Here is a 19206-nt window from a genome sequence, read left to right on the forward strand (position 1 = left end):
CATGAAACTCTCTCCAATCCTTATTGCCAGTACTCTGTTTTTTCACGTATCGGCTTTTGCACAAGCCAGTCCGGCAACATCCAAGCCTGCCGAGGAGCCAGCCAAAGTGGTCGCCAGCGGCAGCGTGCCCGACGAAGCATCGCGTGCGGCGATCCTCGCACGGCTACGCGAGCTCTATGGCGCCCATAACGTTGTGGACCGGCTGGAAGTGGGTGGCGTGGTGCCGCCTCCCAACTGGTCGGAGAACATGACCAAGATATTGACGCCCAACCTGAAGCAGGTGCATAAGGGGCAACTGCAGGTGAGCGGCACGCAGGTCGCGCTCAAGGGCAACGTAGCCAACGAAGCGTTGCGGCAACAGGTGGTCAGCGAAATTGCCACCTCGCTCAATCCGACGTATTCCATCGACAACGGGCTGATCGTTGCCGGAGGCGAAGCTCAGGTGATACTCGACAAAACCCTTTCGAATCGCGTTGTCGAGTTCGAGAGCGGTGCGGCTACCCTGACGCCGGTGGGGCGGGCCATCCTGGATGAAATGGCGGGCGCCATCAAACAGATCGGCGCGCCAAAGATTCAATTGATCGGTCACACCGACAGCCAGGGCAATCGCCAGGCCAACGTCGCACTCAGTCTGGCGCGCGCCAATACGGTACGTGCTTACCTGATCGACAAGGGAATACCGGGCGAAGCGCTCAGTGCGTCCGGCTCTGGTCCGGATCAGCCCGTTGCTTCGAACGATACTGTCGAAGGTCGGGCGAAAAACCGTCGAATCGAGTTCCGCCTGGCCGGGCGCTAGATTGTTCGGTAGCGCGTAGTCACTACCGAAACAGCATCAGCTCATTTCATTCCGGTCGGGTTCGACCCCGAGCAGTTCTTCCATGCGCAACAGGGCGCTATCGTCCTTGACGACGGTACGCAGCCACTCATGCAGGGGCATCGTGCCCCATTTGGCGGCTTTTTCAGCCAGATAGGCAACGGGACTATGTGGTTCTGTGCGCCGGAAAAACGCAGCGATCTCCTGCAATTGACCAATTGCCTGGGCGCGTGATCGGATCGGGCCGGCAGCCATGTCGACCGGTTCGCCTATGGTCGGTTCGCGCCGTTCCGTCCGGGAACTGCCGGTAATCGCCTGTTCGCCGGGCGCGGCTTCCGGCGCGGCGGGGACGCTGCTGCCGGCATGGCGCTGGTAGAAGTGGGCGAGATCATCGAGCACTTCGAATGTCTGCCCAAAGGCCGGGGCGTATTCACCCATCCGCACGTCGAGGAGGGCTTGTAAATGCTTGACGGCTTCGCGCGCCCGTTCCGTATTGCGCAAGCTCTCGGCAAACCAGGCCTTGGGTGTTTCCCTGACAGCTGCTTCGAACTGTTCGAGTGATACATAGGCATTGCGCGCGATATCCTCTGCGTGGCCTGGGTTGCGCTCCATCTGTTTGGCCGTGGCGCGCGCTGTATCGTTGTCCAGTAGCGAGAAGTTGCCCTTCGCTGAACGGGTCAAGGCTATTTCACGTAAAAGACGCGGTGTCTGATTGGCAAGCCAATCAAGCACTCCGGTTCTCTGTTCGATGTCTCCATCTTCCGGCAGCGGGTGAATATCGTTCCAGAATACCTCGCAGAGCTGACCAAGCAAGACATAGCCATCCGTCAGGCCACTCAGGCCGGCAATCTTGCAGCGCGCCTCGATCAGCCAGCACGCAACGCGCAGATCCTTGGATTTGTTGGTCAGGACATCTTCGCAAATCCGTACAACGCCGGGCCAATCGGCTTCCTTGACATCGGTAACCCACTCTCCTTGCGATAGCGTAGGGTCGTCGAAGCGACGAGCCTCCTGAATTTGATCGAAATCCGAGGAATAGATGAGGTCTTCTCCGCATGAGCCATGCTTTGACGTCAAGGGAGATGCAATAGAGAAAGGATCCATGTTTCGGGGCTGTATTTGAAAATGGCATAGTTTAATAGCATATTGATTGAAATGCTCCGGTACCCAAATGGCGATTCGAAAATCCTGCAGATGCCGGCCGTTAGCCAATCAAAAAAACCATGCGTTTTAATAGCTTGGGAGACGGCTCACCATGCTGCTGTGATGGTCTGTCAATTTTGTTGGCATCCTAAATGAATAAATTTTCTTTCAGCGATGCGTGATCGTCACGTAAAATTGCATGCTATTTGAATTGTTGGCGGTGATTTTTTCCGCCCGTGCAACCGATCCGTTCAGTCCGACACCATGGATATCCCCTTCCTCTCCGCGACCCGCCTATACGAACTCGTCTGGCGCGACAAATCTGGCCCGGACATGCCGGTCGAAGCCTGGTGGGGCAGGGAAGAACTATCGGCCGGATTCGAACTGTGCATCGACCTCCTCTCCACCGACGCGCACCTCGAACTCAAGCGCCTGCTCGGCCGTTCAGTCACGCTCAACACCCGGCTTTCGGATGGCAGGCAGGCGGCCCGCAGCGGCCTCGTCCGCGCTGCACAGAAGCTGGGTTCGGACGGCGGCTTCGCCCGCTACCACCTTACCGTCGTCCCCTGGATCTGGCTGCTCGGTCGCGGCCGGCACAACCGCGTATTTCAGGACAAGGGGATCATCCAGATCGTTGAAGCCATCTTCGCCGACTACAGCGACGTCGCGGCCTGGCAATGGACCGACGAGGTTGCTGGCTTCCTCGCCGACACCCGTCCGCGCAGCTACTGCGTGCAATACGGCGAAAGCGACTACGCCTTTGTCGCCCGTCTGCTCGCCGAAGAAGGCATCGGCTGGACGGTCGAAGAAGACCCGGATGCCCCGGCCGGCCACCGCCTGCGCCTCTTCGCCGACAGCCTCGGCTTTCCCGAAGACACGCTCTCGCAGTCCAGCAACGGTGGCCGAGGTCTTCGCTACCACCGCGCCGACTCGCAGGAAGAGCAAGACGCCATCGTTGCCTTCGGCCAGCAACGGCGGCTGACCAGCAACCGGATCACTGCGATCAGCTACGACTACAAGGCCAAGAAGAGCGTCACACTCAGCATTCCCGGCACCTCGTCCGTGGGCGGCAAGCATCCACTCGAAAGCTACGACGACCCCGGTCTCTACGCCTGGGCCAACGCTGCCGAAGCCGAACGCTACGGTCGGCTCGCCATGGAAGCCCGGGAAGTCCAGGAGACCGGCTGGTTGGGCCGCAGCAACGTACGCAGCCTGCGTCCGGGCACCTGGTTCGACCTCATCGGCCTGCCGCTTGACCGGGCCAATCCCCAAGCCGAACACCGCTACGCCCCGACCGGCATCACCCACCTCGGCATCAACAACCTCGGCGGCGAATCCATCGCCGCCATCGCCCGACGCCTGGCGCAAGCGCCAACCCGTCCCGCCGCAGGACTCGACACGGGAGACCGCATCACCCCGGTCAGCGCCCCGGCCGCCATCCCCTCCGAACTACTCAAGCTCGCCACCGAACGCGGCTACGGCAACCGCTTCGAAGCCCACCGCCACTACACCCCCTGGCGCCCGCAACTCGATGACAGGACCGGCGCCCGCATCAACCCCCGTCCTACGGCACCCGGCCCGATGAGCGCCCTCGTCGTCGGCCCCGAAGGCCAGACCACCCCCAACGGCCCCGACGAACTCTGGTGTGATGCGCTCGGCCGCGTCAAGGTTCGTTTCCACTGGCAACTGGCGGAAGCAGCGGACGACAAGGACTCCTGCTGGGTCCGCGTCCTCAATCGGCAAGCCGGCCCCGGCATGGGCTGGCAATGGCTGCCCCGCATCGGCCAGGAAGTCCTCGTCGACTTCCTCGGCGGCGACATCGACCGCCCCGTCATCCTAGGCGCTCTCTACAACGGTCAGGGCGAAGGCGGCATTGCCGCCACACCGGGCGGCGACCCCGGTCCATCCGCACGCGACAACGTCTTCGACCCCGCCAGCGACCACAGCCCCAGCGGCCAAGGCAACACCGCCGGCGGCAACCATCCCGCCTGGCACGGCGCGGCCCCCGAAAGCCACCGCCATCCCGCCGCCCTCAGCGGCTTCAAGAGCAAGGAATTCGGCGCTCATGGGCCAACTGCCGGCTACACCCAGCTCGCCCTCGACGACACCGACCGGCAACAGCGCCTGCAACTCAAAACCACCCAGTACGCCAGCGAACTCAACCTCGGCCACCTCATCCACCAGGCCGACAACTACCGCGGCTCCTTCCGCGGCACCGGCGTCGAACTCAGAACCGACGCCTGGGGTGCCCTGCGCGCCGGGCAAGGCCTCGTCATGAGCACCTGGCCCATCACCCCGGCCCAACCCGCCGGCGACATGGCGCCCGCCATGGCGCTGCTCAAACAGGCCGGCAGCCTCGCCAAGACACTCAACCAGGCCACCCAAACCCACCGCACCGTTCAACTCGCCAGCCACCTCGGCACCCAGGGCAAAGACCAATCCAGGGCCGACGACAAAGCCGCCCCCCTCAAAGCCCTGCACACCATCGCCAGCGGCATGGTCGACCCCAAGGATCAAGACGTCGCCCAGCGTGACGCCCAACAAAAGAACATCCAGACCGCCGACAAACTCCCGCACCTTACCGACCCCGCCATCATCCAGGCCGGCAAGGCCGGCATCGCCACGGTCGCCGGGCAGAACCTCCATGTCGCCAACGGCGAGACCCTGATCCTCGAAAGCGGAGAAGACACCAACCTCGCCATCGCCGGCAAAGCCAGAATCCACAGTGGCCAAGCCATCGGCCTCCTGGCAGGGGCGATCAAGGCCGGTGAGGGCAACACCGGCATCAAGCTCATCGCCGCCAAGGACGACATCGACCTGCAGGCGCAGCGCGACGACATGAAGTTCATGGCGAAGAAAGATATCAAACTCGTCTCAGCCACCCAGCACATCGACTTCGCCGCCGCAAAGAAAGTTCACCTCGCCCTGGAAGGCGGGGCGAGCATTACCATCGATGGCGGCATCACCGTGCAGTGCCCGGGGACGATTACCGTGCATGCCTCCAAGAAGAGTTTTAGCGGGCCAGCGAGTGAGAACTACGGGTTGCCCAAGTTTCCCGAAAGTGTGTGCAAGGAGTGTTTGTTGGCGGCGATGAAAGCAGCTTCTCCGTTTGCTGCCGCGCAATAGGGGAAAAATTGAATACGTTTCTTCAAAATCAACACGCTGCCGGGCTTGCCGACGAATTGGCAGACTGGCTGGGCGCGGACAGGTCGTCAAATTACGAATGCTTTGCGATTGTTGACATGAGCATGCTCAATGCCCAAATGCTCGCTCGCATGGAGCGACATGCCTCACCAAGCATTCAATTACTTGAAACCAGCCGCTATGCTGCATACGAAGAGCTCGGACCACGGCTGATACCCATGAAAAGGCTGCAAGCTGACAAATTGAAATGGTTTCTCGGCGCATCCGATGGAGTACCTGCATTGTCGTTCGTGGAACTTCAAGTGTCGGAAGGCTCCCCTCGACGCCAATCGCTGGTCTGGCTGGCTGAAACAAAAACCGATGACGACGTGCATCTGTATTGCCGCTACACCGATACGCGAATTCTTCCGGCACTTCTCGACCAACTCACGGAGAATCAAACGACGACCCTGGGCAGCACCGTTCGCCGCTGGGCCTGGATCAACCGCGAAGGGAAACTGAGTCAAAAAAAATCATTCCCAACGCCCGAGGAAATCAGCGATGCCCCTGTGCCTCCCTTGTCTTTGGACAAGCGACAGTTTGCGGAAATGATGCAGGCTGCGGAGGCTGACCTGATCTTCGGCATGCTGCGCGAATCGTCACCTGAAATCATTCCCGACACCACGCCGTCCGATATTCATCAACGCTTGTCTAATTTGCTCGATGCCGGACGAGAACGGGGTGTTGTTGACGCACCAGATCAACTCCAGTTCGTTGCAATCGCCTGGAGTTCATCGGAGACCTTTTACCAGTTGCCCTGTCTGGCGCCGAGTTGGGAAGTCATTCGCAACCGGCAAGCCCGCTTTTCCGATGTGTTGAAAACCTGGGACGACAACATTTGGGAGCAGATTGATGCCTTGAATCCTGCCGCCCATCGGGAGCACGCATGAAAAACCATTCCAAAACGCTGAAACCCGCATGGCTGCGATGCCTGATCTGGATGGGGGCCATGGCCCTTGCCGCCTGCGATTCCAATTTCACGCCGCCGGACAACATGGCGGGGAGTTCGCTGTCGGCCTACAACTTCTCGGCGGAAGGCATACAGGAATATTTTGTCGATGGCGCCTGGGGTGGCGGCGTGGGAATCGGCTCGGGCGGCGGGCAGGTCTGTTGTGTCAGCATTCCCCGAAAGTGGCATGACAAGCTGCAAGTCACCGTCGAGTGGCGGCGGAGCGATTGCGGGAGAGGCGTCGATAGCGATGGTAATAGTAAGTGTGTTGGCGAACCCCGGCGGCCACAGAAATCCCTTAAAAAAACCGTTCCCATCGAACCGTATAGCGACCCCGATACGGTTCAAGTGTTCTTTCTGCCGCACGATGAAATCAGGGTTTATGTGAGCGATATGGCTCCTTGGCACTCTGATCATCCGTCCAAACTTGGTGACGTAGGGCCACATCCATTTACTGAAGAAGAGTTTCAGAGGTTGATGAAAAAATGATTGTTCAAACGCCACCTACCAGCTTGCCCGGACTGCGTCCCCTATCAGCCAAGGAACAAGCGCAACGCGCCGCTGCCTATGGCTGCCTGGCCGACAACAAGCAACCCACTTGCCAACAAACGATCTGGGTTGGCATGTTCTTCGATGGCACAAACAACAACAAAGAAAGGGATCAGGAAAAAGTCACTGACCCGAGTAAGCGTAGCCACTCAAATGTGGTGGTCTTGCACGATGCCTTTAAGGATGATCGGAAAAATGGCTATTTTTCCTATTACGTCCCCGGTGTCGGTACGAAGTTTGAGAAAATTGGCGAGATGACCGAAAGCGCCGATGGAAAATCCATGGCAAAGGGAGGTGAGGCACGGCTTCATTGGGCCATGATCCAACTCTACAACGCGGTCAATTTCTCGGTTAACAAACGTGATCTGGTTCCAGGCAGCGAGGCCCTTTCCACGATCAACAACCCCGACGTTCTCAAAAACGGCTGGACTCTGTTCTCCGGCAAGCGCCGCAGCTATTTCCAGGGCTTGGAATCCCGCCTCAAACAGTCGCTGGGCAAGGACCCCAAGCCCAAACCCGTGCTTATCAACCTCTCTGTTTTCGGTTTCTCGCGCGGCGCAGCAGAGGCCAGGGCGTATTGCAACTGGATACTCGAATGCTGCAAGAAGCAGGATGGCGGCCATACCTTTTGCGGCATTCCCATCCGCTTCCAGTTCCTTGGCCTGTTCGACACGGTGGCGTCGGTCGGGCTGGCCGATTCGTCGCCGATTGGTGGCGACGGCCTGATGGACTGGGCCGATGGCACCCTGGAAATTCCCGAGGCGGTCGAGCGCTGCGTGCATTACGTGGCGGCGCATGAAATCCGCAAATCGTTTCCGCTCTCAGCAGCGCGAAATGGCAAAAGCTACCCGGCCAATTGCCTGGAGGTGGTGTACCCCGGTTCGCATTCGGATGTCGGCGGCGGCTATGGCCCCGGTGCGCAGGGCAAGGCCGTGGGCAGCCGATCCCTGCTGGCTTCGCAGGTGCCGCTGGTGAATATGTATTTGGAGGCGAGAGCATCTGGGGTTCCGTTACTCACCGAAAAAGAGCTTGAAGGCAAGCAGCGACAGGATACTTCCGACGAGTTGCAACTAGCCCCAGAGCTTCGCACCCGTTTCCGCGAGTACGCCATCTGGTCGAAGGCTTCGGCAGCTGCCGTTGAAACGCTGATCCACAAGCACATGCGCCTGTACTGGCGCTGGCGGCTCAAGGTGGCGCCGAAATTCAAGGAACTGAACAGCTATCAAAAGGCAGATGCGCAAGACAAAGAGGATTTGTACGCCAGCGAACTCGATTTTCAGAAAGACATGGAGCGGGCGATCAAGCGCAAACGCTGGCTGGATAGCCTACCCGCCAACGATACCCGTTCGCGTTCTCAAATGCCGTACAACATGCCGACCGAGTTGGACAAGGAGGCGCTTGAGGAGGCGCGGCTGCTGGATCAGGTGCCGCCATCGATTCATTTGTTCTTTGACGAACATATTCACGATTCCCATGCATCGTTCTACCTCGCTGGTCCGGTGACGGATTACGACAAGGAAGAAAAGGTCAAACAAGCCAAGGAAAAGCAACGTCGCGGGAAGAAGCTCAATCCGTTCGAGGAGCGGATTTTGAGACAGGACGCGCAAAAGCCGGGAAGCTTTCCGGTGATGCGCGATAGCGATGTCGGAGACATTCTCGACATGGAGGGTGCTGCGACAGGCGGGGTAGTCAAGATCATGACGTCGACCCGCCGGGAAAGCGACGGCCATGTCCGGCGGCGCGTGGTGTTTGACAAGAGCTGAACGATTTGCCGCGTTGAATGGCTGCTGTGTTTGAACGGCTCGACGCTTGTCCTTGATTTGCCATGGTTTTGCCAACCGATTCCATGATTTCGCAGCACCGCACATTGAAAATCAGACGTTTCCTCGCTCAACTACTTGAACCATGGCTTTTGGCGCTCAGTACCAGGGTGAGCAAGCCTTTTTGTATCGCCTTGATCGTGGAAAGCCTGGTTCTTGCCGGGGCCATTGTTTGGGTATTCAAGGCTGACGGGAGTGCGTGGGATAGCTTCATGTATTACATGTTGCTGGCGCTGACCGTGCCACTCCTGGCCTTACAGCTGATCAACCGCCTGATGCCGGACTTGAGCGAATCGATTGCCTTCAAGTACCTGGCCATTTTTGGCGTAGTCATGGTCTGGTTTTCCGGCATGTCGGGGCGGGCCATGGTGAAAGATATTTTTCACGTGGCACCGGGTGAGTTCAGTAGTGCGTTGGCTGCGGCAAGTTTTTTGGCAATGAGTGACTGGTTGGCGGCGGCTGGAATGCTAGCCTGTCTGTTGCTTGAGCTTTGGGCAATTTTCGCCGCCGCCAACTCCCGGTACCGCTATCGGAAAGCAAGGTATGCGCAGCCATGGCTACGAATGGTCGCTATCGGCTTGTTGTTTTTTGTTTCCTTTCTGACCGTGACCAGTTTGAACAAAGTTATGCCGGCAGGTGTTAGGCAAGTCATTGTGGCTCGAATCGCCTGGGACATTGATCTGTTAGCAGCCCCGAAAGACTGCTTGCCCGCAGGAAACCAGGAGCCAGAAAGCAATTGGCGTGTATTCCCGCGTACGGTGGGGGAATCGAAAACTTTGTTGGTTCGCGGGCTTGCTACGTTGCCGGAAAAACCCTTTTGGAAATACTCCGCGGAGGAGCAGGAGCTTTTCGCCACATTCGATGTGCATGAAGTCGAATGTGGCATTGACAAAGCTCCCGTCAACAATCTGGAAGCCACGCAAAACAAACATGCTCTCGCGGATCAGCATCGTAAGGCTACGGCGTATCTCTGGGGGATTTCGCCCATTGCGAGCACGGAGATACAGCATTAGGTGAAGAGATACCCGTCCGCGTGGCTTCTGTGTGAAGCATGGTGAAAGCGACTACGCCTCTTGCGAGGTCCGGTTGGTGGGCGAAAACACCTTCGGCGCCCACTGCTCCGGTAAGGCTAATGCGTACGTTACTCGAACAGGTTCAGCAGTGAGTCCAACCCACCGAAATTGATCGCGACATCCGCCTTGGCACGAGTGGCTAGTTTGGCGTGGAAGGCGACGGAGAGGCCGGCCTGGGCCATCATCATCAGGTCGTTGGCACCGTCGCCGCAGGCGATGACCTGTTCCTTGCGCAGGCCGAGTTCGTCGGTCAGGCGTGCGATGTGATGGGCCTTGGCGGCGGCGTCGACGATGTCGCCGACGACCTTGCCGGTCAGCTTGCCGCCTGCGATTTCCAGTTCGTTCGAGGTGGCGAAGTCGAAGCCGAGTTCTATGCGCAGGCGTTCGGTGAAATAGGTGAAGCCACCGGACAGGATGGCCGTGCGCAAGCCGGCGTTTTGGCAGGCTTCGAGCAGTTCGCGGGCGCCGGGGGAGAGAAGCAGGCGTTCACCGAAAACACGGGCGAGCACACGGGCATCGAGACCGGCGAGCAAGGCCAGGCGGCGGCGCAGGCTCTCGCGGTAATCGATCTCGCCGCGCATGGCAGCTTCCGTCACCTCGGAAACCTCGGCTTTCTTGCCGGCGAAATCGGCAAGTTCGTCGATGCACTCGATGGTGATCAGCGTCGAGTCCATGTCGAAGCAGATCAGGCCGAAATCGGAGAGTTTCTTGCCGGGCTGTGCGAAGGCCCAGTCCAGCTTTTCGGCTTCGATCAGCGGGATGAGCGCATCGAATTCAGCGGTCCGGCTGGCATTCTTCAGGCAGACAACTTGTGGCGGGCGCGGTTCGACAGCGGATGCGCCGGTAGCGGATACGATACGTTCGAGCAGGAAGGTGGGCAGGGCTCCGCCCTGGATGATCAGGTTCATTCGAATGTCAGTGGTCGAGTCGTTGCTGCGTGGCCGCCTTGCGTTCGGTGGTATAGGCCCACCAAGGGAGGGCTTCGCCGCCGTCCATGAAGCGGGTGATCGAGATGAAGGTGTCGAGTATGCAAGGATCTTGCCGCTGCCCGCTGACGATGCACAGATCGCTGTACAGCGCATAGGGATCGCGCCCCTTCAATTGGGCGGGGTCGTCGATGCCAAGCCGGCGCAAGTCTTCGGCCATGGCCCTGCCGATATTGGGCAAGTCGGTCAGGGCCTTGACGTGTTTGCGGACGACCTTGGCCGGGTTCATGGCTGTTTCAGGCTTAAGCCAGGCGTTCCGGCAGCACATCGCGCAGCAGCACGGCGGCGTCGCGGATCATCTTTTCGGTGGTTTCCCAGCCGACGCAGCCGTCGGTGACCGAGCAGCCGTACTTGAGCTGGCTCAGGTCGGCCGGGATGGGCTGGCTGCCGGCTTCGATATTCGATTCGATCATCAGGCCGACCAGCGCCTTGTTGCCGCCGCGAATCTGGTTGACGACGTCGGACATGACCAGCGGCTGTAGTTCCGGCTTCTTGGAGCTGTTGGCGTGCGAGCAGTCGACAACGATGTTGGCTGGCAGCTTGGCCTTGACCAGGGCCTGTTCGGCGATGGAAACCGAGACGGTGTCGTAGTTGGGACGGCCATCGCCGCCGCGCAGCACGACGTGGCCGTAGCCATTGCCCTTGGTACGGACGATGGCGACCTTGCCGGAGCCGTTGATGCCGAGGAAGGAGTGCGGGCGCGACGAGGACAGGATGGCGTTGACGGCCACGCTGAGGTCGCCGTTGGTGGCGTTCTTGAAACCAACCGGGGTGGATAGGCCGGAGGACATTTCGCGGTGGGTCTGCGACTCGGTGGTACGGGCGCCGATGGCGGTCCAGGTGATCAGGTCGCCGTAGTATTGCGGCGAGATCGGGTCGAGCGCCTCGGTGCCGGTGGGCAGGCCGAGTTCGTTGACCTGGAGCAGGAATTCGCGGGCCTTTTGCATGCCGATGTCGACGCGGAAACTGTCGTCCATGAAGGGGTCGTTGATGTAGCCCTTCCAGCCGACCGTGGTGCGCGGCTTTTCGAAATAGACGCGCATGATGATCTGCAGCACGTCGCCGACCTCGTCGGATAAGGCTTTCAGACGGCGCGCATAGTCGAGGCCGGCCACGGGATCATGAATCGAGCAGGGGCCGACGACTACGAATACACGCGGGTCCTTGCGGTCGAGAATCTTGCGCAGCAGGTTGCGGCCGTGGGTGACGGTGTGCGTCGCCTTGTCGGAAATCGGCAGCCTGGCGTGGATTTCCTCGGGGGTGGGCATGGCGTCGAAGGCGCCTACGTTCAGGTTCTCGGTATTTTGGGTCATTTGCTCAGCTCGCGAATCATGTCCTTGACCGCCTGCACCTTGTCGTTCAAGGATGGGCAGTGGCGTAAGAGGGAAATTTTATCCTGTCCGGCTAATTTATAGTTTCGGTTGTTCTGGATCAAATGAATTATCTTGATCGGCTCGATTGGCGGGTTTTTCGCGAACTCGGGGCCGAACTGCAGCGTGATCTGGTCGGTTGCCGCATCGAGCTTCTGGATCAGCAGCGGCTTTACCAACAAACGCAGACGATGCGTGGCCAGCAGCGACTGGCCTTGCAGCGGCAATTCGCCGAAGCGGTCGATCAGCTCTTCCTGCATGGCGTCGATCTCTTCCGCCGTTTCGCAATTGGCCAGGCGCTTGTACAGCGTCAGGCGCTCGTGCACGTCGGGGCAGTAGGCGTCGGGCAGCAGGGCTGGCGTACGCAGGTTGATTTCGCTGCTAACGCCGAGCGGCTGCGTCAGATCGATATTGGCCAGGTTCTTGCCCTGCTTGAGGTGGGCCACGGCACGGTTCAGCATGTCGGTGAAGACGTTGAAGCCGACTTCCTGCATGTCGCCGGCCTGGTTTTCGCCGAGCACCTCGCCGGCACCGCGAATCTCCAGGTCGTGCATGGCCAGGAAGAAGCCGGAGCCGAGCTCTTCCGACATCTGGATCGCTTCCAGGCGCTGCTTGGCCTGCTTGGTCATCGCCTTTTCGTCCTGCACCAGCAGGTAGGCATAAGCCTGGTGGTGCGAACGGCCGACGCGGCCGCGCAACTGGTGCAGCTGGGCGAGGCCGAACTTCTCCGAGCGGTTGATCAGGATGGTGTTGGCGTGCGGGTTGTCGATGCCGGTCTCGATGATGGTCGTGCACAGCAGCAGGTTGGCGCGCTGGCTGGTGAAGTCGCGCATTACGCGCTCCAGCTCGCGTTCGTTCATCTGGCCATGGCCAATGACGATGCGCGCTTCGGGAACCAGCTTTTCCAGTTTCTCCCGCATGTTTTCGATGGTGTCGACCTCGTTGTGCAGGAAATACACCTGGCCGCCGCGCTTCAGTTCGCGCAGCACGGCTTCGCGGATGATGCCGTCGGAGAATTTCGAGACGAAGGTCTTGATCGCCAGGCGCTTCTGCGGCGCGGTGGCAATCACCGAGAAGTCGCGCAGGCCTTCCATCGACATGGCCAGCGTGCGCGGGATCGGCGTCGCGGTCAGGGTCAGCACATCCACCTCGGCGCGCATAGCCTTCAGCGTTTCCTTCTGGCGCACGCCGAAACGGTGCTCCTCGTCGATGATGACGAGGCCCAGGCGGTCGAACTTCACCTCCTTGCCGATCAGCTTGTGCGTGCCGATGATGATGTCGATCTTGCCTTCGGCCAGCTCCTTCAAGGCCTGTGCCGATTCCTTGGCGGTCTTGAAGCGGGAGATTTCCGCCACTTTCACCGGCCAGTCGGCAAAGCGGTCGACGAAGGTCTGGTAATGCTGTTCGCACAGCAGCGTGGTCGGGCACAGCACGGCCACCTGCTTGCCACCGGCCACGGCGCAGAAGGCGGCGCGCAGCGCCACCTCGGTCTTGCCGAAGCCGACATCGCCGCAGACCAGGCGGTCCATCGGCTTGCCCGACTTCATGTCTTCGATCACGGCGGCGATGGCGGCGGCCTGGTCGGCCGTTTCCTCGAAGCCGAAGCCGTCGGCAAAGGCCTCGTAGTCGTTTTCCTCAAAGGCGAAGGCATGGCCCTGGCGGGCGGCGCGGGCGGCGTAGAGCGCCAGCAGTTCGGCTGCGGTGTCGCGCGCCTGCTCGGCTGCCTTGCGCTTGGCCTTTTCCCACTGGCCGGAGCCGAGCGTGTGTAGCGGCGCGGCATCCGGCTCGGCGCCGGAATAGCGCGAAATCACATGCAGCTGCGCCACCGGCACGAAGAGCTTGGCCTCGTTGGCGTAGTGCAGTTCGAGGAATTCCTGCTCGCCGGTGCCGAGGTCCATGCGCACCAGGCCCTGGTAGCGGCCGATGCCGTGGCTTTCATGCACCACCGGATCGCCGACCTTGAGCTCGGTGAGGTCCTTCAGCCAGTTGTCGAAGCTGGCCTTCCGCGCGGCTTCGCGCCGGGTGCGGCGCGGCGCACCGGCGTAAAGCTCGGTTTCGGTAATGAAGGCGATGCCCGGCAGTGCAAAGCCGGCATGCAGCGGGGCCACGCCCAGCGCGAGCGGCGTGCCGCCCGCGACAAAGCCGGCAAAGTCGGCGCTGACATCGGGCTTGACGCCGTGCTCGCCGAGCATGGCAGCCAGGGTTTCGCGCCGGCCGGCCGATTCGGCCAGCAGCAGCACGCGACCCTTGAAGCCGGCCAGGTGGTTCTTCAGCTTATGCAGCGGGTCTTCGGCCCGGCGGTCGACGGCGATGTCGGGCAGGGCGGTTGTGGCGGCGCCAGCCTTGTTTTCCAGCGTCAGCCGGCCATAGCCCTTGGCGGCGGTGAAGAAGGCTTCGTCGGAGAGGAAAAGCTCTTCCGGCGGCAGCAGCGGGCGTGCCTTGTCGCCTTGCAGCAAGGTATAGCGCGAGCGCGTTTCCTTCCAGAAGGCGGCAATCGCCCCCGGCGCATCGCCATGGGTGACGAAAACGGCATCCTTCGGCAGGTAGTCGAAAACGGTGGCCGTTTCCTCGAAGAAGAGCGGAATGTAGTACTCGATGCCGGCGCTGGCGATGCCCTGCGACACATCCTTATAGACGCCCGACTTGGCCGGGTCGCCTTCGAAGGCCTCGCGGAACTTCTGGCGGAAGCGCGTACGGCCCTTGTCGTCCATCGGGAATTCGCGCGCCGGCAGCAGGCGCACTTCCGGCACTGGGTAGATGGTGCGCTGGGTATCGACGTCGAAGGTCTTGATGCTTTCGATCTCGTCGTCGAACAGGTCGAGCCGGTAAGGGACGGCCGAGCCCATCGGGAAGAGATCGATCAGGCCGCCGCGAATCGAGTATTCGCCGGGCGACACCACCTGCGTGACGTTGGCGTAGCCGGCCAGCGTGACCTGGCTGCGAAATTTCTCGGCGTCGATGCTTTCGCCCTTCGTGAAAGCGAAGGTATAGGCTGCCATGAACTCCGGCGGGGCCAGCCGATAGACGGCGGTCGAGGCCGGCACCAGCAAAATGTCCAGCTCACCCTGCATGGCCGCCCACAGCGTCGCCAAACGCTCGGAAACCAAATCCTGGTGCGGCGAAAAGGTGTCGTAGGGCAGCGTTTCCCAATCCGGCAGCAGGCGCACGCGCAGGTCAGGGCCGAACCAGGGAATCTCGTCGAGCAGGCGCTGCGCATCGGCGGCGTTGGCGGTGACGACGGCCAGCAGCTTGCCGCGATTGCGACCGGCGATTTCAGCTAGCGCCAGTGCATCGGAAGAGCCGACCAGCGCGGGCAGGTCGATACGTGCGCCGGGCTTGGGCAGGGCGGGAACGGTGAGCAGGGAGGATGACGCGGACACTGCGGGGTGGATGGTGTTGCGGGGCTGGGATTATAGCCGCTTCGACTCCACCGGCCGGACGATGTTCGGAACCGGCCTTGCCGGGCGGCATCGCGCGCTGCCCGCCTGAAGTGCGCGCGATCCCGGCGGGAAGCGTTCAGCGCGCGGCGCTGCCCCAGACTTCCTTGCAGGTGGCGATTTCTTCGTCGCTCATCACGGGCTTGATCTGGCAACGTGCCTCCCAGGCCGCCTGGCGCTGTTGGCGTTCGAGCATGGCGAGTTCGCGATTCTTGAGGACCGCTGCGGCATCTTTGCGTTTTTGCTCTTCCTCGGCGCGGAGGGCAGCCTGCTCAAGCAGTTGGCGCCGCTTTTCCTCGTCGGAAGCGATTTGCGCATTGCGGGCTGCTGTGTTTTCGGCCTCCGCCTTGGCGCGGGCAGCTGCGCGCTCCTCGCGAATGCGTCGCAGCTTGGCGTCGTCCTCGGCGTTGGCCGAACTGCCGGCGGTGCCGTTTGCCGTTGCGGTGCCCGCTTGGTTGTCGTCGGTGCGGTGGCGGGAGATCGAACTCCTGACGGTACTGCCGACATGGCTGTCGCTGGCGTGGCTGTCGCTGGCGTGGGAGGGCGACCCCGATGATGCGTGAGTGTGCGACGAATGCACGCGCCCTTTGGCGTCAGCGTCGAATGATAGCGAGACCGCAATGGCAAGAATTGCCGGCACTAGCCCCAGTTTTTTCATACCGCTCCCCTTGAGTTCTGCTTCTTTTTGAAATGCGGGGGATTCTATATGGCGGCGCGAGCCTGAATGCGGGCTTATTTCACACCCCGGCTTGCTTCGCCAGTCCTGAGCGTGTGGCAAATTCGATGTTCCATGGTTTGTGCACGTGGAATAATCTTCCATGAAACGTTTCGTCAAATACGTCGATCGAGGGAGGAATCATGTCTGCATTGCAAAGCAAGCTGTCAATTTCGCCGGACGGCGAGTCGTTCTCTCTGCCGGAGCCATCGGCGTATGCTGCCGAGTACGAGCGTGTCCGGGCTCTTGCCGAGGTTGCCCGGGCGGGCGGCCAGGAAATCGTCGTCGTCATGGGGGTCGGGTTCGTAGGCGCCGTGATGGCGGCCATCGTTGCCGATTGCGAAGGCGCTGATGGCAAACCGGGCAAGTTCGTGATTGGTTGCCAGCGCCCGTCGCCGCGCTCTTACTGGAAGATTCCTCTGCTCAATCGCGGTGTATCGCCGGTCAAGGCTGAAGATCCGCAGGTCGATGTCCTGATCGGCCGCTGTGTGCGCGACAAGAAGACGCTGACCGCAACCTATAACAGCCAGGTGCTCGATCTGGCGGATTGCGTGGTCATCGACGTGCAATGCGATTTCCTGAAGCAGGAACTGGGCAACATGAGGAGCGGCGAATGCGACATGGCGGCGCTGGAAGCGACCTTGAAAACGGTCGGCCAGCATGTCCGGCCGGAATGCCTGGTGCTGATCGAGACGACCGTGGCGCCGGGAACGACGGAGTTCGTCGCTTGGCCGATTCTGAAGAAGGCATTTGCCAATCGCGGCATCGCATCGGTTCCGCTGCTGGCGCACTCTTATGAGCGGGTGATGCCCGGGCGTGACTACGTGGCGAGCATTCGCGATTTCTGGCGGGTCTGCGCCGGTTGCGACGGGGCGGCCCGGGAGCGGGTGCAGAAGTTCCTGCGCGAGGTGCTCAATACCGACAAGTTCCCGCTGACCGTGATGGACCGGCCGATCGAATCGGAAACCGCCAAGATCGTCGAGAACAGCTATCGGGCAACCATCCTGGCCTATCTGCATGAATGGTCATTGTTCGCCGAGCGCAACGGCGTTGACCTGGTCAAGGTGGTCGATGCCATCAAGATGCGACCGACGCACAGCAACATGATCTTTCCAGGTCCGGGTATCGGCGGGTACTGCCTGCCCAAGGACGGCGGGCTGGGCTACTGGGCGTACAAACACATCCTTGGCTTCGAGGATGGCGACAAGGTATTCCGGATTACCCCGGTGGCCGTCGATATCAACGACACGCGTGCGCTGCATGTCGCCGAACTGACCCGCGACGCGCTGCGCAACATGGATCGCTATATCGCCGCATCGCAGGTATTGATCGCCGGCGCATCGTATCGCCAGGATGTCGGCGATACCCGCTACAGCGGCTCCGAGCTGGTCGTCCGCAAACTCACCGAAATGGGCGCCGAGATGCGGGCGCACGATCCGTATGTCGACCAATGGTGGGAATTTGCCGAACAGGATGCTTATCCGACTTCCGGTTTGTCGTGGAAGCGTTTTTTCCGCAATCAGGACGAACTGTCATCGCTCAAGGTCGAAAGCGACCTGCCACAGGCGCTCAAGGGTGTCGATGCGCTGATCCTTGCCGTACCGCACGACGCCTATCGCCGGCTGACGCCTGAAGAGGTTGTGGCATGGGCTGGCAAGCCGATAGCGGTGATCGACTGTTTCGGCATGCTCGATGATGCGACCATCGCCCGTTACTTCGAGCTGGGTTGTGAGGTGAAAGGCTTGGGGCGCGGGCATATCCAGCGCATCAAGCAAGCCTCGCGAAGGGTCTGAGCCGGATCACGCGTCCATGAAAAAGCCCCCGGAAACGGGGGCTTCATTTTGGCAAGAACGTTTGCTTGGGGTTCGGGGTTACAGGATGCTCAGCACATTCTCCGGCGGCCGGCCAATGACGGCCTTGTCACCATTGATCACGATCGGACGTTCGATCAGGCGCGGGTGGGTTGCCATGGCGGCAATCAGGGCGTCCTGATCCAGCGTGGGATTGTCGAGGCCGAGTGCCTTGTATTCGTCTTCGCCCTTGCGCATCAGCTGACGGGCATCGGCGAAACCCAGCCGGGCGAGCAGGGTGCGCAATTCGGCCGGCGTAGGGGCTTGATCCAGATAGGCGACGATGGTCGGCGAGATGCCTTTTCCCTGCAATAACGACAGGGTTTCACGGCTTTTCGAGCAGCGCGGGTTATGGAAGAGGGTGACGGTCATTGCCTGTCTTACATGCCGAGTGCGTTGAGGAGATCGTCGTGGTCGTTCGAGGCCGGTTGGTCTGCGGCCTTTTTCGGTTGCCCATTGACCTGGGCGAGCAGTTCGTCCGGATCGGGTGCTTCGTCAGCTTCGAAATCGTTCATCTTGATGAACTCGGTGCGGTCCATCGCCAGTTCAAGATAGAAAATGTTGTTGCTGCCAGTGTAGAAAGTCACCCGCCGAGATTCGGGCTTGTCCAGGTTGGTGTCGACGCTGAGCATGACCTGCTTGTTCAGGGCGAGCATCTTGGGCTGGTTCTGGGTGATGTGCGTCTGCAACTCACGGGCAACCTTGCCGGTGAAATCGCCGACGATCTGGTTCATCAGTTCGCCCATGACGTTGCCGACTTCATCGGAAGTATGGGTGGTTGCCAATCCGTCCTTGTCCATGCCCATGTGCAGCATGTAGCTCGAATAGAGCTCCATGGCCGCCGACGCAGAAAAATTGATGACCACCAAGCCGGAGAAGCCGCCGTCGAAGAGGACGAAACATCCGATATCCGGCTTCAGGCAGGTTTTGGAAATGCGCTGAACCATGCCGGAGTAATGAATCTGGTTTTGCGTGGCGATCGAAAGAACCTTGGTGACCGAATTGCACAGGCTTCTGAGGATATCTTCGGTGCCGTAGACGGTGGGGGTATCGGATGAGTTCATGGTTCCGGATCAAGCCAGTAATTGAATAAATGGCATATATAGCACAGTTATCAGCTTCGATCGCAGGCCGTGATCGGAAATCTTCGGGGGTAGCGGCGTATTCGATGGGTCAGAAGCGGCAAACCCTATGAAATTGGGCTATACCACTCCCGCCTTTGCCCTGTTGGCAGGGAAATGAATCATGGGTATTTCGAGGTGGTAGAATCGCCACCACCATGCAGGAAGCGATTTCTGCCTGGTCTGGTCTGACCCC

15 protein-coding genes are annotated in these 19206 nt (G+C 60.5%); 7 read left to right on the forward strand and 8 right to left on the reverse strand.

The features are described from left to right. Position 1: 1 nt before the first annotated feature. Positions 2 to 796 (forward strand): OmpA family protein, encoded by a 795-nt coding sequence (locus F1002_RS09205; protein WP_223879525.1) that lies wholly within the window; start codon positions 2 to 4, stop codon positions 794 to 796. Positions 797 to 832: 36 nt separating this feature from the next. Here the strand turns inward: F1002_RS09205 and tssA are convergent, their stop codons facing one another. After that, positions 833 to 1918 (reverse strand): type VI secretion system protein TssA, encoded by a 1086-nt coding sequence (tssA, locus tag F1002_RS09210; RefSeq protein ID WP_150428744.1) that lies wholly within the window; start codon positions 1916 to 1918, stop codon positions 833 to 835. Positions 1919 to 2221: 303 nt separating this feature from the next. On the opposite strand from tssA, the gene F1002_RS09215 reads away from it, so the two are divergent. The 5 genes from F1002_RS09215 (at position 2222) to F1002_RS09235 (ending at position 9471) form a co-directional block, all read left to right on the forward strand. After that, the gene (locus tag F1002_RS09215) at positions 2222 to 5083 is read left to right on the forward strand and encodes a type VI secretion system Vgr family protein (RefSeq protein WP_150428745.1); all 2862 of its coding nucleotides are present in this window, start codon (positions 2222 to 2224) and stop codon (positions 5081 to 5083) included. A gap of 8 nt (positions 5084 to 5091) precedes the next feature. Then, complete coding sequence (locus F1002_RS09220) at positions 5092 to 6030, forward strand: DUF4123 domain-containing protein (RefSeq protein ID WP_150428746.1); 939 nt, start codon at positions 5092 to 5094, stop codon at positions 6028 to 6030. Then, a complete protein-coding gene (locus F1002_RS09225; protein ID WP_150428747.1) occupies positions 6027 to 6578 on the forward strand; it encodes a DUF3304 domain-containing protein in 552 nt (183 codons plus the stop codon). Before F1002_RS09220 ends, F1002_RS09225 begins: the two co-directional genes overlap by 4 nt. Beyond that, entirely contained in the window at positions 6575 to 8401 is a 1827-nt protein-coding gene (locus F1002_RS09230) for a DUF2235 domain-containing protein (RefSeq protein ID WP_150428748.1), read from the forward strand. Before F1002_RS09225 ends, F1002_RS09230 begins: the two co-directional genes overlap by 4 nt. A gap of 62 nt (positions 8402 to 8463) precedes the next feature. Next, positions 8464 to 9471 (forward strand): hypothetical protein, encoded by a 1008-nt coding sequence (locus F1002_RS09235; protein WP_150428749.1) that lies wholly within the window; start codon positions 8464 to 8466, stop codon positions 9469 to 9471. Between the two features lie 128 nt (positions 9472 to 9599). On the opposite strand, the gene serB is transcribed toward F1002_RS09235, so the two are convergent. From serB to F1002_RS09260, 5 genes are all read right to left on the reverse strand, one after another. Beyond that, on the reverse strand, positions 9600 to 10439 hold the full coding sequence (gene serB / locus F1002_RS09240) for a phosphoserine phosphatase SerB (RefSeq protein WP_150428750.1): 840 nt from the start codon (positions 10437 to 10439) through the stop codon (positions 9600 to 9602). Positions 10440 to 10446: 7 nt separating this feature from the next. Then, entirely contained in the window at positions 10447 to 10746 is a 300-nt protein-coding gene (locus tag F1002_RS09245; protein ID WP_150428751.1) for a helix-hairpin-helix domain-containing protein, read from the reverse strand. Between the two features lie 13 nt (positions 10747 to 10759). Then, the gene (locus F1002_RS09250; RefSeq protein WP_150428752.1) at positions 10760 to 11830 is read right to left on the reverse strand and encodes a 3-deoxy-7-phosphoheptulonate synthase; all 1071 of its coding nucleotides are present in this window, start codon (positions 11828 to 11830) and stop codon (positions 10760 to 10762) included. After that, positions 11827 to 15267, reverse strand: a complete 3441-nt coding sequence (mfd, locus tag F1002_RS09255; RefSeq protein ID WP_150428753.1) for a transcription-repair coupling factor — start codon at positions 15265 to 15267, stop codon at positions 11827 to 11829. Before mfd ends, F1002_RS09250 begins: the two co-directional genes overlap by 4 nt. A 136-nt stretch (positions 15268 to 15403) precedes the next feature. Beyond that, a complete protein-coding gene (locus tag F1002_RS09260; protein ID WP_150428754.1) occupies positions 15404 to 15982 on the reverse strand; it encodes a hypothetical protein in 579 nt (192 codons plus the stop codon). 200 nt (positions 15983 to 16182) lie between these two features. On the opposite strand from F1002_RS09260, the gene F1002_RS09265 reads away from it, so the two are divergent. Further along, positions 16183 to 17832: a nucleotide sugar dehydrogenase gene (locus F1002_RS09265; RefSeq protein ID WP_150428755.1), complete on the forward strand. Its 1650-nt coding sequence runs from the start codon at positions 16183 to 16185 to the stop codon at positions 17830 to 17832. Between the two features lie 78 nt (positions 17833 to 17910). Here the strand turns inward: F1002_RS09265 and arsC are convergent, their stop codons facing one another. Together arsC and F1002_RS09275 are read right to left on the reverse strand one after the other, a co-directional pair. Further along, on the reverse strand, positions 17911 to 18261 hold the full coding sequence (gene arsC / locus F1002_RS09270; protein ID WP_150428756.1) for an arsenate reductase (glutaredoxin): 351 nt from the start codon (positions 18259 to 18261) through the stop codon (positions 17911 to 17913). 8 nt (positions 18262 to 18269) lie between these two features. Beyond that, on the reverse strand, positions 18270 to 18953 hold the full coding sequence (locus tag F1002_RS09275) for a DUF3334 family protein (RefSeq protein ID WP_150428757.1): 684 nt from the start codon (positions 18951 to 18953) through the stop codon (positions 18270 to 18272). Positions 18954 to 19206 lie beyond the last annotated feature (253 nt).

Source organism: Dechloromonas sp. CZR5 (assembly GCF_008711155.1).
Lineage (GTDB): Bacteria > Pseudomonadota > Gammaproteobacteria > Burkholderiales > Rhodocyclaceae > Azonexus.

What these genes read in the sequence shown, in the direction of transcription:
- F1002_RS09205 (WP_223879525.1), top strand. Translation starts at nt 2, where the DNA reads ATGAAACTCTCTCCAATCCTTATTGCCAGTACTCTGTTTTTTCACGTA.
- tssA (WP_150428744.1), bottom strand. Translation starts at nt 1,918, where the DNA reads ATGGATCCTTTCTCTATTGCATCTCCCTTGACGTCAAAGCATGGCTCA.
- F1002_RS09215 (WP_150428745.1), top strand. Translation starts at nt 2,222, where the DNA reads ATGGATATCCCCTTCCTCTCCGCGACCCGCCTATACGAACTCGTCTGG.
- F1002_RS09225 (WP_150428747.1), top strand. Translation starts at nt 6,027, where the DNA reads ATGAAAAACCATTCCAAAACGCTGAAACCCGCATGGCTGCGATGCCTG.
- F1002_RS09230 (WP_150428748.1), top strand. Translation starts at nt 6,575, where the DNA reads ATGATTGTTCAAACGCCACCTACCAGCTTGCCCGGACTGCGTCCCCTA.
- F1002_RS09235 (WP_150428749.1), top strand. Translation starts at nt 8,464, where the DNA reads ATGGTTTTGCCAACCGATTCCATGATTTCGCAGCACCGCACATTGAAA.
- serB (WP_150428750.1), bottom strand. Translation starts at nt 10,439, where the DNA reads ATGAACCTGATCATCCAGGGCGGAGCCCTGCCCACCTTCCTGCTCGAA.
- F1002_RS09245 (WP_150428751.1), bottom strand. Translation starts at nt 10,746, where the DNA reads ATGAACCCGGCCAAGGTCGTCCGCAAACACGTCAAGGCCCTGACCGAC.
- F1002_RS09250 (WP_150428752.1), bottom strand. Translation starts at nt 11,830, where the DNA reads ATGACCCAAAATACCGAGAACCTGAACGTAGGCGCCTTCGACGCCATG.
- F1002_RS09260 (WP_150428754.1), bottom strand. Translation starts at nt 15,982, where the DNA reads ATGAAAAAACTGGGGCTAGTGCCGGCAATTCTTGCCATTGCGGTCTCG.
- F1002_RS09265 (WP_150428755.1), top strand. Translation starts at nt 16,183, where the DNA reads ATGTCTGCATTGCAAAGCAAGCTGTCAATTTCGCCGGACGGCGAGTCG.
- arsC (WP_150428756.1), bottom strand. Translation starts at nt 18,261, where the DNA reads ATGACCGTCACCCTCTTCCATAACCCGCGCTGCTCGAAAAGCCGTGAA.
- F1002_RS09275 (WP_150428757.1), bottom strand. Translation starts at nt 18,953, where the DNA reads ATGAACTCATCCGATACCCCCACCGTCTACGGCACCGAAGATATCCTC.